This window comes from Kitasatospora sp. NPDC090091 (assembly GCF_044747365.1).
Taxonomy (GTDB): Bacteria; Actinomycetota; Actinomycetes; order Streptomycetales; family Streptomycetaceae; genus Kitasatospora.
Genome location: NZ_JBIVDY010000019.1, coordinates 91,568 through 106,831, shown reverse-complemented (window position 1 = coordinate 106,831; position 15,264 = coordinate 91,568). Strand labels below are relative to the sequence as shown.

11 protein-coding genes and 1 pseudogene are annotated in these 15,264 nt (G+C 75.7%); 9 read left to right on the top strand and 3 right to left on the bottom strand.

Features of this window, described 5'->3' with window-relative positions; genetic code table 11:
* The first annotated feature begins 47 nt into the window (after nt 1-47).
* A complete protein-coding gene (locus ACIPSC_RS29285) occupies nt 48-1,664 on the top strand; it encodes a tetratricopeptide repeat protein (RefSeq protein ID WP_400829533.1) in 1,617 nt (538 codons plus the stop codon).
* Between the two features lie 173 nt (nt 1,665-1,837).
* On the opposite strand, the gene ACIPSC_RS29280 is transcribed toward ACIPSC_RS29285, so the two are convergent.
* A complete protein-coding gene (locus tag ACIPSC_RS29280) occupies nt 1,838-2,725 on the bottom strand; it encodes a universal stress protein (protein WP_400829531.1) in 888 nt (295 codons plus the stop codon).
* Nucleotides 2,726-3,161: 436 nt separating this feature from the next.
* On the opposite strand from ACIPSC_RS29280, the gene ACIPSC_RS29275 reads away from it, so the two are divergent.
* The 5 genes and pseudogenes from ACIPSC_RS29275 to ACIPSC_RS29255 all read left to right on the top strand — a co-directional run bounded on the left by ACIPSC_RS29275 (nt 3,162) and on the right by ACIPSC_RS29255 (nt 9,063).
* The gene (locus ACIPSC_RS29275; RefSeq protein ID WP_400829529.1) at nt 3,162-5,954 is read left to right on the top strand and encodes a LuxR C-terminal-related transcriptional regulator; all 2,793 of its coding nucleotides are present in this window, start codon (nt 3,162-3,164) and stop codon (nt 5,952-5,954) included.
* A 150-nt stretch (nt 5,955-6,104) separates the two neighbouring features.
* Nucleotides 6,105-6,722: pseudogene (locus ACIPSC_RS29270) on the top strand (glycoside hydrolase family 15 protein); the annotation flags it as partial.
* Between the two features lie 144 nt (nt 6,723-6,866).
* Nucleotides 6,867-7,718: an NAD(P)H-binding protein gene (locus ACIPSC_RS29265; protein WP_400829527.1), complete on the top strand. Its 852-nt coding sequence runs from the start codon at nt 6,867-6,869 to the stop codon at nt 7,716-7,718.
* Between the two features lie 85 nt (nt 7,719-7,803).
* Complete coding sequence (locus ACIPSC_RS29260; RefSeq protein ID WP_400829525.1) at nt 7,804-8,385, top strand: DUF1772 domain-containing protein; 582 nt, start codon at nt 7,804-7,806, stop codon at nt 8,383-8,385.
* Nucleotides 8,386-8,565: 180 nt separating this feature from the next.
* Nucleotides 8,566-9,063, top strand: a complete 498-nt coding sequence (locus ACIPSC_RS29255) for a hypothetical protein (protein WP_400829524.1) — start codon at nt 8,566-8,568, stop codon at nt 9,061-9,063.
* A 116-nt stretch (nt 9,064-9,179) separates the two neighbouring features.
* Here ACIPSC_RS29255 and ACIPSC_RS29250 read toward each other — a convergent pair whose 3' ends face one another.
* Nucleotides 9,180-9,680, bottom strand: coding sequence for a DUF1772 domain-containing protein (locus ACIPSC_RS29250; protein WP_400829522.1), 501 nt, complete (start codon nt 9,678-9,680; stop codon nt 9,180-9,182).
* 154 nt (nt 9,681-9,834) lie between these two features.
* Here ACIPSC_RS29250 and ACIPSC_RS29245 point away from each other — a divergent pair, with 154 nt between their 5' ends.
* Nucleotides 9,835-10,839: a cupin domain-containing protein gene (locus ACIPSC_RS29245; protein ID WP_400829520.1), complete on the top strand. Its 1,005-nt coding sequence runs from the start codon at nt 9,835-9,837 to the stop codon at nt 10,837-10,839.
* A 197-nt stretch (nt 10,840-11,036) separates the two neighbouring features.
* Complete coding sequence (locus tag ACIPSC_RS29240; RefSeq protein ID WP_400829518.1) at nt 11,037-12,572, top strand: glutamate synthase subunit beta; 1,536 nt, start codon at nt 11,037-11,039, stop codon at nt 12,570-12,572.
* A gap of 116 nt (nt 12,573-12,688) precedes the next feature.
* On the opposite strand, the gene ACIPSC_RS29235 is transcribed toward ACIPSC_RS29240, so the two are convergent.
* The gene (locus tag ACIPSC_RS29235) at nt 12,689-13,699 is read right to left on the bottom strand and encodes an NADP-dependent oxidoreductase (protein ID WP_400829516.1); all 1,011 of its coding nucleotides are present in this window, start codon (nt 13,697-13,699) and stop codon (nt 12,689-12,691) included.
* 233 nt (nt 13,700-13,932) lie between these two features.
* Here ACIPSC_RS29235 and ACIPSC_RS29230 point away from each other — a divergent pair, with 233 nt between their 5' ends.
* Nucleotides 13,933-15,246, top strand: a complete 1,314-nt coding sequence (locus ACIPSC_RS29230; RefSeq protein ID WP_400829514.1) for a DUF3533 domain-containing protein — start codon at nt 13,933-13,935, stop codon at nt 15,244-15,246.
* The last annotated feature ends 18 nt before the right edge of the window (nt 15,247-15,264 follow it).

Here is a 15,264-nt window from a genome sequence, read left to right as displayed (position 1 = left end):
TCAGAAGGATCTTATTGCAGGTGTGGTCAACCCGAGGGGGGACAAGGATGAGTGCGGAGATCGTCCGGTTGGTGGAGCAGGCCGGCCCGTTCCTGACCGCCGCGGCACGGGCCTACGGCGGGGCTGTCCTGTCCCGGGCTGAGGTTCCCTCCGCGGACGCCACCGCCGACCTCGGCCGCCGCATCCTCCAAGCCGTGTCGCGCTACCGCCACGAACCCGAGCAGGCCGCGCTGGCGGCAGCGATCGAGGACGTTGCGGGGGACCCCGAGGACGCAGATGCTCCGGCCGCGTTGCGGCAGTTGCTGAAGCGAGCTCTGCGTGAGGACGCCGACCTACGGGCCGAGATCGCCGCCCTCCTGTCCGCTCCCCCCGCCGTGGGCGCGTCGGTCACCGCCTCCGGCGCCATCCCGGTCCAACAGGCCGCCCTTGCCGAGTGCGAGCGGGTTCTCGGCGACACCCACCCCGACACCCTGAGCAGCCGCAACGACCTCGCGCTCGCCTACCAGGAAGCGGGCGACCTGGACCGTGCCGTCCCCCTGTTCGAGACCACCCTCGGCCAGTCCGAGCGGGTTCTCGGCGACACCCACCCCGACACCCTGGACTGCCGGAACAACCTCGCGCTCGCCTACCTGGCAGCGGGCGACCCGGACGGCGCCGTCTCCCTGTTGGAGGCCACCCTCGCCCAGTTCGAGCGGGTTCTCGGCGACACCCACCCCCACACCCTGTCCTGCCGAGGCAACCTTGCTTCCGCCTACCAGGAAGCGGGCGACCTGGGCCGCGCCCTCCCGCTGTACGAGACCACCCTGATCCAGCGCGAGCGGGTCCTCGGCAACAAGCACCCCGACACCCTCATCAGCTTGGGCAACCTCGCTGGTGCCTACCAGGCGGCGGGCCACCCGGACCGTGCCATCCCCTTGCACGAGAATGCGCTCGCCCACTTCGAGCAGGCCCTCGGCGACACCCACCCCCACACCCTGACCTGCCGAGGCAACCTCGCGCTCGCCTACCACTCGGCGGGCGACCCGGACCGTGCCGTCCCCCTGTTGGAGGCCACCCTCAGCCAGTTCGAGCGGGTCCTCGGCGACACCCACCCCCACACCCTGAACAGCCGGGCCAACCTCGCGCTCGCCTACCACACAGCGGGCGACCTGGACCGCGCCATCCCCCTGTACGAAACCACCCTGATCCAGCGCGAGCGGGTCCTCGGCAACAACCACCCCGACACCCTCATCAGCTTGGGCAACCTCGCTGGTGCCTACCAGGCAGCGGGTGACCTGGACCGTGCCGTCCCCCTGCACGAGAACGTGCTAGCCCACTTCGAGCAGGCCCTCGGCGACGCCCACCCCTTCACCCTGAACTTCCGAGAGAACCTCGCCGGCGCCTACCAGGCAGCGGGCGACGCGGACCGTGCCACCCCTTTGCACAGGACCGTCCTCAGCCAGCGCGAACAGGTTCTCGGCAACAACCATCCCGACACCCTGAAGAGCCGCAACAACGTTGCACTGGCCTACCTCTCGGCAGGCGACCTGGACCGTGCCATCCCCCTGTTCGAGACCGCCCTCGGCCAGTGCGAGCAGATCCTCGGCGACACCCACCCGACCACGCTGGCCGTGCGGGCCAACCTGGCCATCGCACGTGACGCAGCGGATGACCCGGAGTGGTGAAGCCGGAGCCCACCTCGACCGGCCCGTCCTGTCGAGGAGCCAGGCCCAGCCGCGGGCCCCGATCTCCGCGAGCGGCTCGCCGGCGACCTGCGGACCTCCAGGACGCATAGGCGGCGGTCGGAGGCGTGCCCGTCGCGGCAAGCACCGGTGCGGTACTGGGCGGGGTTGCGGTACTAGGCGGGCCGCTTGGGCGTGCCCTCCGGGGGCGGGACGACGACCACCGGGCAGTGCGCGTGGTGGAGCAGGCCGTGCGGGACGGAACCGAGCCGCATGCCGGTGAAGCCGCCGTGGCCGCGTCGCCCCACCACGACCGCCAGCGCCTGCTCGGAGGCCTTGGCGAGTTCCTCCACCGGGTGCCCGGGGACGGTCTCGTGGCTGAGCGTCTGCGCCGGATGGTCGGCGGCCCGCGCGGCGAGGGCCTCGGCGAGCACCCGGTCGAGCTCGGCCAGGTGCCGCTCCTGTTCGCCGGAGCGCAGCAGCGGCGGGCTCCACACCTGGACGACCCGCAGCCGGGCACCGCGCCGGGCGGCCAGGTCGGCGGCGACGTCGAGGGCCGCCCGGGACTCGGGGCTGGCGTCGAACCCGGCCACCACGACCGGCCGGTCGGTCGTTCCGTGCCCGGTCTCGCGGACCACCACCACCGGGCAGTCGCTCTGGGCGGCGAGCGGCACCGCGACCGAGTAGGAGCTCAGCAGCTCGTCCAGCCGGCTCATCCGGCGTGAGCCGAGGACGACGAGCTCGGCGTGCTGCGACTCCTCGCACAGCGCCGGCGCGGGGAGGTCGTCGGCGAGCACGGTGGCCGCGTCCACGTCCGGCTGCCGGTCGCGGACCAGCGCCAGCGCCTTGGCCAGGGCCTCGTCGCCCCGCTCGCGCAGCCTGCGGTGGCGGTGGCTCTCGTCGAAGCCGCGCAGGTTCACCTCCATCGGCTCCACGGCGTGCACCAGGCGCAGCGGCAGTCTGCGCATCCCGGCCTCGTCGGCGGCCCAGACGACCGCGGCCGATTCGGGTTCGGTCGCGTCCACGCCCAGGACGACGGGACGTCGCCCACCGTCGGCTGCCATGGCTCCTCCAGCTGGGCTCGGAACGGGCGGTCGCAACTCCGCTGCCACCGCTCCGCTTTCCACCGTAGAACTCCGGCCGGGCAGCGCAACGCCGGCGGCGGGTCGCGCCCCGGCGCCGTTGCGCAGCGCCCCTCGTGGCCGCCCCTCGCAGCGCCCTGCTCGCAGCGCCCGGAGACCTCGCGGAGCGTGCGCCCCGCGACCGGCCACGGGCCACCCCCGTTGCGGGCGGGCCGATGCCGCCAGAAGATCGAACGAAGGCGTCTCCCACCCGCACCCCCGGCCGGGGGAGGCCCGGCACGTCCACGGTTGGAGGCCCAGCATGCCGTCACCGCCCCGCCGCGGCCCGGCCGGCGACCCCGAGCCCCCGCCGGACCCGAGGGAGCCGGACCCCAGGCCGCCAGACCCGATGCAGCCCGACCCGACGGGGACGGACCCCGTGGGGACGGACCCCGTCCGGCCGGACCCGATGGAGACGGTGCTCGCCACCCGCCTGCGCGTACCGCCCGTCCCCCCGACGTTCGTCCGGCGCCCCCGCCTGGCCGACCCCCTCACCGACGGGCTGCCGCACCACCCGCTGACCCTGGTCACCGGCCCCGCCGGCGCGGGGAAGACCCTGCTCGCCGGCGACTGGGTCCGCACCGCCCGGCTGCCCGGCCCCGCCGCCTGGCTCACCGCCGAGGCCCGCGACAACCTCCCCGGCGCCTTCCGGAGCAGCCTCGTCCGGGCCCTCCACCACGCCGGCGCCGTGCGCGGGGACCAGCTGACCGGACTGCTCGGCGCCGCACCCGCCGACCCGGACCTCCCCGTCCGCCTCGCCGGGATCCTCGCCGTCCGCCCGGACCCCCTCGTCCTCGTCCTGGACGCCTGCGAACAGCTCACCGACCCCGGCCCGGCCGCCGACCTGCACACCCTCTCCCGGCACGCCGGCGCGGGGCTGCGGCTCGTCCTGCTCAGCCGGACCGAACCGCTCCTGCCGCTGCACCGCTACCGCGCCGCCGACCTCGTCACCGAGCTCCGGGCCGCCGACCTCGCCTTCACCTGCGAGGAGGCCGCCGTCCTGCTGCGCCACCACGGCATGCAGCTGTCCCCGGACGGCGTGCGGGCGCTGACCGAGCGCACCGAGGGGTGGGCCGCCGGCCTCCGGTTGTCCGCCCTGGCGGCCGAACACGCGCCGGACCGCGAGCAGTACCTCAAGGAGTTCGAGGCCGGGCACAGCACCATCGCCGACTTCCTGCTCGCCGAGGTCCTCGACACCCAGCCCGCCGCCACCCGCGACCTCCTGCTGCGCACCAGCGTGCTGGAGCGCGTCCACCCCGGCCTGGCCGACGCGCTGACCGGCCGCCGGGACGCCGAGCGGATCCTGGACGAGCTCGCCCAGGCGAACGCATTCGTCACCCCGGTCGGCGGCTCCTGGTACCGCCACCACCCGCTGTTCGCGGAGATCCTGCGGGTGCAACTACGTGCTCGGCAACCCGCCCTGCCGGGGGAGCTGCACGCGCGGGCGGCCCGCTGGCTGTACGGGGCCGGCCTGCTCGACGAGGCCGTGCGGCAGGCCGCCGCGGCCGAGCAGTGGGGCCCCGCCGCCGGGTGGCTGGTGGAGCACCTCGCCATCGGGTCGTTCTTCACCGACCGCGGCCCGGCCGCTCCGGCGGACGTGTTCGCCGCGATGCCGCCCGCCACCGGCGGCGCCGCCGCCGACCTGGTCCGCGCCGCGCGTGCGCTGGCCGCCCGCGAGGTGACCGCCGCCGCCGGGCACCTGGCGAGCGCGGCCCGCGGCCCGGACCGCGCCGGCACCGACGGGGTCGCCTTCCGGTGCACCGAGGCGTTCCTGCACGCGGTCGCGGCCCGTGCGACCGGAACCGGTGGCGAGCAGGCCGCCGACACCCTGGAACGCCTCGGCCCGCGCCTGCCCGCCCGGCGCCGGCGCGAGCACCCCGAGTTCCCCGTCCTGCTCGCCACCGCCCTGGCCGCCCTGCGGCTCCGGCAGGGCCGCCCCGCCGCCGCGCGTGCGGCGCTGGAACCCGTGCTCCGGACGCCGCAGGAGCCGACCCGGCCGGTCCCGCGGTGCGAGGCGCTCGCCCTGCTCGCCGTCGCGGAGCTCTGGGAGGGCGCCACCGGGCGCGCCGAGGAGCACGCCCGCCGGGCGGTCGAGGACGCCGGGGGCCGGGGTGCACCGGGCGACGTCGGCTGCGCCCTCGCCCACCTGGTCCTCGCCGACACGGCCGCCGAGCGGGACGACCTCGCGGCCGCCCGGCTCAGCCTGCACCGGGCCGAGGCGGCGGCCGACGGCTGCGCGGACGTCCTGTGGGCCGTGCTGCTCCGGCTCACCCGGGCCCGCCTCGCGCTGCTCCACGGTGATCCGCGCCGGGCGCCGGCGGTCCTGGCGGAGCCGGGCGGCCGGCCTGCGGACCCGCCGTGGGCGGTGCGGCGGGCGGCCGCCGTTGCGGCCGAGGCGATGCTCCGCTCGGGCGACCCCGCGGCCGCCCTGGCCGCGCTGGCGGCCGCGGGCGTCCGGACCGCGCCGGCCGGAGCGGATCACGCGGGCGCGGCGCAGGCGGGCGCGGCGCAGGCCGGCGTCGAGGAGCCCGCGGACCTCCCGGACCGGGCCGAGGCCGGTTCCGCCGAGGCCGGTTCCGCCCCGGCCCGCCCGGCCCCGGAGGGCGCCCTCGGCGAGTACGAGGCGGTGCTCGCCGCCCGGGCCCACCTCGCGGCCGGCGATCCCCGGGCGGCACTCGCCGCCCTCCCCCCGGAGGCCTGCCGGGCGCCCGGACCGGCGATCGGCGCCCTGCTGGTGCGGGCCGAGCTGAGCGCCGCGGCCGGGCACGAGGAGGCCGCGCACCGGATGGTCGCCCGCGCCCTGGTCCTGGCCCGGCCGGACCGGCTCTGCCGCCCGTTCGTGGACGCCGGGCCCTGGGCCGCCGCCTTCCTCCGGGCCAGGCCCGCCCTCACCGCCCCGCACCGCTGGCTGCCGGAGGGCCTGCGCGGCCCGGCCGTTCCGCCGGACGGGCCGGACGCTCCGGCGGACGAGCTGCCGGTCGAGCCGCTGACGGTCCGTGAGCGGGACGTGCTGGAACGGGTGGCCGAGCTGATGTCCACCGAGGAGGTCGCGGAGGACCTCCACCTGTCGGCCAACACCGTGAAGACGCACCTGAAGAGCATCAACCGCAAGCTGCGGACCACCCGCCGGGCGGACGCCGTCCGGCAGGCCCGCCGGCTGCACCTCCTGTAGCAGGGAGCTCGCCGGCCGGGCGCCCGCCGGTCGGGCCACCGCCCCCCGGCCGGGGTCACCCGCCGGAGGTGATCCGCCGCCGTTCCGGGCCGGGTTACGGTCGCCGCAGCGCCCGCCCCGGGCGGGTGCCCTCGCCCAGCACCGACCGGGGAGACCCGCGGCGGCCGGAAGGACTTCACCTACAACCGCCTGATGACCTGGGTCGCCTTCGACCGCGGCGTGCGGCTCGCCACCGACTACTCCCGCCCCGCCGACACCGACCGCTGGCGCGATGTCCGCGACCGGGTCTTCCGGCAGATCACCGAGCGCGGCTGGAGCGAGCGGTGGCGGGCCTTCGTCCAGCACTACGGCGAGGAGGTCCTGGACGCCTCGCTGCTGCTGATGCCGAAGGTCGGCTTCGTCGCCCCGCGGGACCCGGACTGGCTCAGCACCCTGGACGCCATGGACGGCGAACTGGTCAGCGACAGCCTGGTCTACCGCTACGACCCGGCGGCCTCCCCGGACGGCCTGCGCGGCTCGGAGGGCACCTTCAACCTGTGCAGCTTCCTCTACGTGGAGGCGCTCGCCCGGGCGGGGCGCCCGCACCAGGCGCGGTACGCCTTCGACAAGATGCTCACCTACGCCAACCACGTGGGCCTGTTCGCCGAGGAGATCGGCCCGTCCGGCCAGCAACTCGGCAACTTCCCCCAGGCCTTCACCCATCTGGCCCTGAACGACGCCGCCCTCGCCCTGGACGAGGCCCTCGACCGGGACCTGCGTGCCGGCTGACGCCCGCCACCCGCGACCGGGCGGGCCCGCCTCCAAGGCCGGCGCCCGGGCCGGTCCGCCCGGCGGCGGCGGGTAGACGCGCGCGTATGCAGCTGAGCTCGGCGACTATGGTTGCCGTCCGCCCGGCCGGGTTGACTGGGGGGCATGACGAACGACACGCAGAACTCCCGGCAGACCGACCCGACTTCGAGCCCCCTCGTGCTGGTGACCGGTGGCACCGGCAAGACCGGCCGCCGCGTCGCCGAGCGGCTGACCGACCGCGGCCGCGCGGTCCGGATCGGCTCGCGCAGCGCCGCGGTCCCGTTCGACTGGAACGACGAGAGCACCTGGGTGCCCGCCCTGGACGGCGTCACCGCCGCCTACCTCTCCTACTACCCGGACCTCGCCTTCCCGGGGGCCGTCGAGACGGTCGGCAAGTTCGCCCGGCTCGCGGCCAAGACCGGGGTGGAGCGGCTGGTCCTGCTCTCCGGCCGTGGTGAGGAGGCGGCCCGGGCCGCCGAGGACGCGGTGCGCGAGGCGGGGACCGGCTGGACCGTCGTGCGCTGCGCCTGGTTCAATCAGAACTTCGACGAGAGCTTCTTCCTGGAGCCCGTCCTGTCGGGGGAGTTGGCGCTGCCGACCGGCGCCGCCGTCGAACCCTTCGTGGATGCCGACGATATCGCCGACGTGGCGGTTGCGGCGCTGACCGAGGACGGCCACCATGGCGAGGTGTACGAGCTGACCGGGCCGCGCCTGCTCTCCTTCGCCGATGTCGCCGCCGAGTTGACGGCTGCCACCGGCCGCGAGATCCGCTTCACCCCGATCAGCGTGGAGGAGTACCGGACGGTGCTGGCCGCGGCCGGTCTGCCGGGCGACTTCGCCGACCTCTTCACCCTGATCCTGGACGGCCGCAACGCCCACCTGTCGGACGGCGTCCGGCGGGCGCTGGGCCGCGAGCCCCGGGACTTCGCGGCGTTCGCCCGGGAGGCCGCCGCCGGCGGCGCCTGGAACGCCTGATCCACCGCTTCCGGCCCGGGCCAACGAGGCCCGGGCCGGTGTCCGTTCCACCCATTCCGTGCCCCGCCCACCGAAGGACGACCCGATGAGCCTCGACCGGACCGCCCCCGCCGCCCCTGCCGCTTCCGACACCCCCGCCGCCGCGGCCCCGGCCCGCGCGGCCGCCCCGGGCCGGGCGGCCGGGCCGCTCCTCGGCGTCGCCACCGTCGCCATGGGCCTGATGGCCGGCCTCTTCTTCGCCTTCGACGTGTCCGTCATGCCGGGCCTGGACCGGGGCGACGACCGGACGTACGTCACCGCGATGCAGAACATCAACAAGGCGATCGAGAACGGCGTCTTCGGCCTCGTCTTCGTCGCCGCGCTCGCCGTCACCGGTGCCGCGGCCTTCGTCCAGTACCGGGGCGGCCGCCGCGGCCCCGCGCTCTGGGCCGCCGCCGCGACCGTGCTCTACCTCGTCGCCCTGGTGGTCACCATGGCGGTGAACATCCCGCTGAACAACGAGCTGGCCCAGGCCGGCGACCCGGCGCTGATCCAGGACCTCGGGGCCGTCCGCGACCGGTTCGAGTCCACCTGGGTGACCGCCAACGTGGTGCGGACGCTGCTCTGCACGGCGGGCCTGGCCGCCCTGGTGCGCGCCCTGCTCCTGCACGCCCGCGCCGCTCGCTGACGCGGCGCCGTCACCCCCCCTCTGGCCGGCAGCCCGGTGTGCGCCCTGTGCGCCCCCCGTGCTGTCGGCCAAGTCCGTTGTGGTGCCGGTGACTTGGCCGCATCGGGCGGGTTCTAGAATCATGGCTGCGAACAGCGACCGCCGGGGGTGTGAGACCCCCGGGGAAGGGGCGGCAGCCACGTGAGTCCCGTACTGCGACCGTTCCGCGTGGAGGGAAGGGCGATCCAACTCGCCAAGTACCTGGCCGAGGAGCGGATCGACGACCTGGTCAGGTGCTCCTGCATCGGCAACGAGGTCTCCATCGACCTGTCCGACACCCACTTCCTGATCGGCCTCGGCGGCCCCGGCGGGACGGTGCGGCTGAACTTCCAGATGACCCACGACGGGCCCGCCCACGCCCGCTCCTGGAACCGCTACCTCCCGGCCGGCTCCGGCCCGGAGGACATCGCCCACCGCATCGCGCTGGACATCGCCACCCTCGGCCGCGAACTCGCGCCCCTCCGGGAGAACCCCCCGAACCCGCGGACGGCGCTGCAGCCCCGCACTGCGCCGCAGCCGCGCACCCCGCAGCCGCGGAAGGCCGCGCAGCCCCGCACCCCGGCGCAACCGCGGACGGCCGCACCGCCGCAGCCGCGTACGGCCGCACCGCCGCGGCCCCGGACGCCCCCGTCCGGCTGACGGGAAGCGAACCACAGAACAGGCCCGAGGCCGCCGGGCGGGCGGACCCGCCCCGTGTCGGGGGCGGATCGCCCACCCGGCGGCCTCGGGCCGTACCGGGGGCGCTCCGACGGCGGTCAGCCGACGGTGTCGCAGTGCAGGACCAGCGCCCAGCAGAGGAAGCCGAGGGCGGCCGTGCAGAGCAGGGCGCGGGCGACGTTCCACCGCACCCAGCGGGACTCGAAGCGGCCGCGCACGTCCGCCGGGTCAGCGATCCGGCTCGGGTCGCCCGCCGCGGCGAGCGCGTCGTTCAGCGGGATGTTGATCCGTCTGGTCACCACCAGCGAGGCCGTGTAGCAGACCAGCGCCGCCACCGTCGCCGGCAGGCCCCGGTGGCCGTCGGCGGGCAGGTGCAGGACCACCGCCAACGCCGTGGTCACCAGGGCGCCGACGAAGCCCAGCAGGAACCAGCCGTTCAGGATCGCGACGTTGATCCGCTGCATCACGTCGATGAACGTCCGGTCCTCCGTTCCGCGCAGCCCCGGCATCACCGAGCAGGCGTACGCGTAGAACAGCCCTGCGCTCAGTCCGGTGGTCATCGTGGCGGCCACGAGCGCGATCACGCGCGACACTTCCATCGGGCACATCCCTCCTCTCCGTCCGCGGCAGTGCTGCTGCCGACGGGTCAGGCCCGACCGGGTCGCCCCGGCCCGCCGGGCTCTGCCCGCCCGGTGTTCAGACTCTCTCAAATGACGGAACGTCAATCCATGTCCACGCGTCTACGCTTACCCCATGGACACTCTCACCGGACTGCTCGACGGGCCGAAGGCCCGGGGTGCCTTCCTGCTGCGCTCGATCCTCACCCCGCCGTGGTCGCTGCGGATCGAGGACGGCGCGCCGCTCTCCGTGCTCACCATGGTGCGCGGGGACGCCTGGATCGTGCCCGAGGGCGGTACGCCGGTGCTGCTGCGTCCGGGCGACGTGGCGATCGCGCGCGGCCCCGAGCCGTACACCGTCGCGGACACGCCGCAGAGCCCCGTCCAGGTGGTGATCGGCCCGGGGCAGATCTGCACCCGCGACGGGGCCGACGTGTCCCAGTCGATGGCGCTGGGCGTGCGGACCTGGGGCGAGGCCCGGCCGGGCGAGGAGCACGCCGTCATGCTCTCCGGCACCTACCAGGCCGAGCACGAGATCGGCCGCCGGCTGCTGGACCACCTGCCGACCCTGCTGGTCCGCCCGGCCGGCGACGGCACCGCCACCGGGGACACCCTGATCCGGCTGCTGACCACCGAGCTCACCCGCGACGAGCCGGGCCAGGAGGTCGTCCTGGACCGTCTGTTGGACCTCCTGGTGGTCGGCGTGCTGCGCAGCTGGCTGGCCGTCCCGGACGGCGGCGCCCCCGCCTGGTACCGGGCCCAGCACGACGAGGTGGTCGGCCCGGTGCTCCGGCTGATGCACGACGATCCGGCACGGCCCTGGACGGTGGCCGGACTGGCGGCCGAGGTCGGCGTCTCCCGGGCGGGGCTGGCCCGGCGCTTCACCTCGCTGGTCGGCGAGCCGCCGATGGCCTACCTGGCCGCCTGGCGGCTTGCGCTGGCCGCCGACCTGCTCCGCGATCCGGAGCACACCGTGGCCTGGGTGGCGCGCCAGGTCGGCTACAGCAACCCCTTCGCGCTGAGCGCGGCGTTCAAGCGGGTGCGCGGGCTCACCCCGCAGGAGCACCGCTGGCTGGCCGCCGAGGCCCCGGCCGCCACCGGACCGGTCCACGCCGCGACCACGGTCGTCCTGGCGGGCTGACCGCGGGCGGCCGGCCGACAGGCGGGTCCGCCCCGGTGCCGCCGCTTCGGGGCGGGCTCGCAGCGGCCACCCCTGTCGCGTGGCGGTTCGCAGGCGTACGGTGGCCACACGGTGGCGCGCGACCCGGCGGCGCGCCCGGCGGGTGCGGTCACGGCGGCGCCACCGCCCCGCCTTGGCACGCCCCGCCGGAGGCCGCGATGGCTGATCCCCAGGCCGACCGCCCGCCCGACCGCATGGCCTTCCTCACCACCCCGTGCCGGCCGCGCGAGCGACGGGACCCGCACGAGCGGCTGGGGGACCGGCACGAGGTCTACCGGCCCGGCGCCCTGCTGCCGATCATCGGAGCCCAGGCTGCCCGTTGCATGGACTGCGGCCTGCCGTTCTGCCACCGGGCCTGCCCGTTGGGGAACCTCATTCCGGACTGGAACACGCTGGTCTCCCGCAGCGACTGGCGCTCGGCCGCGGCCCGGCTGCTGGCGACCAACAACTTCCCCGAGTTCACCGGCCGGCTCTGCCCGGCGCCCTGCGAGAGCGCCTGCGTGCTGGCCATCGACGGCGAGGCCGTGACGATCAAGAACGTGGAGCTGGCGATCGCCGACCGGGCGTGGGAGCAGGGGTTCGACCGGCCGCAGCCGCCGGAGCGGTTGACCGGGCTGCGGGTGGCCGTGGTCGGTTCGGGCCCGGCGGGGCTGGCCGCCGCGCAGCAGCTCACCCGGGCCGGCCACACCACCACCGTGTACGAGCGGGCCGACCGGATCGGCGGGCTGCTCCGCTACGGCATCCCGCCGTTCCGGCTGGAGAAGCACCGCCTGGACCGGCGGATCGACCAGATGCGGGAGGAGGGCACCCGGTTCCGGACCGGCGTCGCGGTCGGCGGCCACGACCTGCCCGCGGACCGGCTGCGGGCACGGCACGACGCGCTGGTCGTCGCGGTCGGCGCCACGGCCTGCCGGGAGCTCGACGTCCCCGGCCGCCGGATGCCCGGCGTGCACCAGGCGATGACCTACCTGACGCTGGCCAACCGGGTGGACGAGGGCGACCTGCCGGCCTCCCCGCTGTCCGCCGAGGGCCGCCGGGTGGTGATCGTCGGCGGCGGCGACACGGCCGCCGACTGCCTCGGCACGGCCCTGCGGCAGCGCGCGGCCACCGTGACCCAGCTCGACATCAACCCGCGCCCGCCGGCCCGGCGCGCGCCCGCCCAGCCCTGGCCCGTCCACCCCAAGGTGTACCGGGTGACCACCTCGCACGAGGAGGCCGGCGGGGAGGAGGCCGAGCCCAGGGTCTTCTCGGCCACCACGGTGGGCTTCGAGGCCGGTGCGGACGGACGGCTGGCCGGCGTGCGGTTCGCCGAGGCGGAGCCGGGCGACCGCCGGCCGCGGCCCGGCACGGCCCGGATCCTCCCGGCCGAGCTGGCGCTGCTCGCGCTCGGCTTCTCCGGCGCCGGCTTCTCGGGCCGCCGCCGCAGCCACGGGCTGGCCGCCCAGCTGGGCCTTGCGGTGGACGGGCACGGCAACCTCGCCCGCGGCGGGGACTTCGCGGCCGCGGCGTCAGGCGCACCCGGCGGCCCGGCGGACGGCGTCTTCGTCGCGGGCGACGCCGGGCGCGGTCAGTCGCTGATCGTCTGGGCGATCGCGGAGGGCCGGGCCGCGGCCGCCGCGGTCGACCGCTACCTGCGGGGCGCCACCGAGCTCCCCGCGCCGATCGCGCCCTTCGACGGCCCGCTCACGGCCTGACCGGAGCGCCCCGGTCGGGGCCGTGCCGCGGCCGGCCCGGGCGGCCCCGGTCGGGCCGTGAGCGGGCCGTCGGCGGCGGGCCGGGCCTCGGGCGCCCCGGCCCGCCGCCGGCGGCCTCAGACCAGTTCGAGGACCAGCTTGCCGGTGTTCTCGCCGCGGAACAGCATCTGCAGCGTCCGCGGGAAGTCGTCCACCGTGCCGCGGACCACGTGCTCCAGCACCTTGATCCGCCCCGCGGCGATCCAGTCGCCGATCTCCCGGGCCGCCTCGCGGTAGCGCGGCGCGTAGTCGAAGACCACGAAGCCCTCCATCCGGGCCCGGCGGACCAGCAGGTTCAGGTAGTTGGCCGGCCCCTGGACGCCGGTCGCCGAGTTGTACTGGCTGATCGCGCCGCAGACCACCACCCGGGCGTGCATGGCCAGATTGGCCAGGGCGGCGTCCAGGACCGCGCCGCCGACGTTGTCGAAGTACACGTCGATGCCGTCCGGCGCGTGGGTGCGCAGGGCCTTGCGGACGTCCTCGCTCCGGTAGTCGATCGCGGCGTCGAAGCCGAGCTCCTCGGTCAGCAGCGCGCACTTGTCGGCGCCGCCGGCGATGCCGACGACCCGGCAGCCCTTGGCCTTGGCGATCTGGCCCGCCATGGTCCCCACCGCGCCCGCGGCGCCGGAGACCACCACCGTCTCGCCCTCCTTGAGCGCGCCGACGTCCAGCAGGCCGAAGTACGCCGTCATGCCCGGCATGCCGAGCGCGCCGAGGTAGGCCGAGGGCGCGGCGGCGGTCGGGTCGATCCGGAACGCGCCCCGGCCGTCGGAGACCACGTGCTCCTGGACGCCGAAGGTGCCGACGACCAGGTCGCCGATCCGGAAGTCCGGGTGGTTGGACTCGGTGACCTCGACGACCGACCCGGCCCGCATCACCTCGCCGATGCCGACCGGCGGCAGGTAGGAGCGGCGGTCGTCCAGCCAGCCGCGCATCGCGGGGTCCAGCGAGAGGAAGCGGGTCCGCCCGGCGAACTGGCCCTCGCCGGGCGCCGCGGCCGCCTCGGTGGCGTGCTCCCAGTCCTCGGCGGCGATCTCGCCCTGCGGACGGCGGGCGAGGCGGATCTGACGGTTCGTGGCGGACAGCATGGGGGGCTCCCGGTGGGTGGGCTCGTGCTGCTGCGCGGGGTCCCGCGCGCGACGGAGAGAGTCTAAGCAAGCGCTTAGTCATCTGGCCAGGCCTGGATCCGCGGACCGTCCGCAGCCCGCCGACCGGGTCGGGCCGGTACGTCGTTCGGGCGAGGCGCGGCGGCCCGCGGCGCGGCTGCCGGTTAGGTTCGGCCGCAAGGGGCGGGGGACCGACCGACGCGCACGGGAGAACCATGACGACGAACCGGCCTCAGGGCGGAGTGCGGGCCCGGCAGGTGCTGGCCAACCCCAAGGTCTGGGTGGTCCCGACCGTCACCATCAGCCTGGTGGCCTTCCTGCTGACCCTGCTCTACATGGGCGGCATCCTCAACCCCACCGAAGAGCTGCACCGCCTCCCGATCGGCCTGGTCAACTCCGACCGGGGCGCCACCGTGGCCGGACAGCAGCAGAACCTCGGCGCCCAGGTCACCGCCGGCATCGCCGGCGCACCGGACCCGAAGGAGCACGTCTCCTGGCGCCTGCTCGACCGAGCCGAGGCGGACGAACAGCTCGCCTCCGGCAAGCTGGCCGGAGCGCTGGTGGTCCCGCCCGACTTCAGCGCCGCGATCGTCGCCCTCGGAGAGCTGCCGCAGAAGGCGCCGCCGCGCCCGACCATGACCGTCCTGACCAACCCCGGCGTGGGCAGCCTGGAGTCCTCGCTGGCCTCGAACATCTCCCAGACGGCGGCCCACCAGGCCTCGCAGGAGCTCGGCAAGAAGCTCACCGCCCAGGCCCAGGCGATGGCCCAGGCCCAGCCCCCGGCCCAGGGCGGCACCCCGACCAACGCCGAACTGCTCCAGCTCTCCGACCCGGTGGCCGTCGAGGTCAGGGTCGGCCACCCGATCGGCGCGCGCAGCGGCGTCGGGCTCACCGCGTTCTACTACACCCTGCTGGTCGTGCTCAGCGGCTTCCTCGGGGCCAACGTCATCAGCAGCGGCGTCGACATCGCCCTCGGCTACCAGGCGAGCGAGCTGGGCCCGCTGCGCATGCAGCGGCCGCTGGTGCCGATCAGCCGCACCCGGGCGCTGATCGTCAACGACGTGATGTCCTGCGGGCTCGCCGTGCTGACGTCGAGCCTGATCATGCTGGCGAGCGTGGTGATCCTGGACATGGACGCCTCGCACCTGCCGCTGCTCTGGATCTTCTCGGTCTGCGCCACGATCGCGGTCGGGCTCGGTGCGCAGGCGCTGATCGCGGCGTTCGGTGCGATCGGGCAGCTGGTCGGCATGTTCGTCTTCATCGCCCTGGCACTGCCGTCCTCCGGGGCGACCATCCCGCTGCAGGCGCTGCCGGACTTCTACCGGGGGCTGGCCGTCTTCGAGCCGATGCGCCAGATCACCGACGGCGTCCGCGCGATCCTGTACTTCGGGGCGCAGGGGGAGGCCGGGCTGACCCGGGCCTGGATCATGATCGCGGTCGGCACGGTCCTGGCGCTGCTCTTCGGCTTCGGGATGACCACCTACTACGACCGCCGGGGCCTGCACCGCTTCCACCCCGAGGCGGGCTGATCCGGGCCCGCCGGCGGC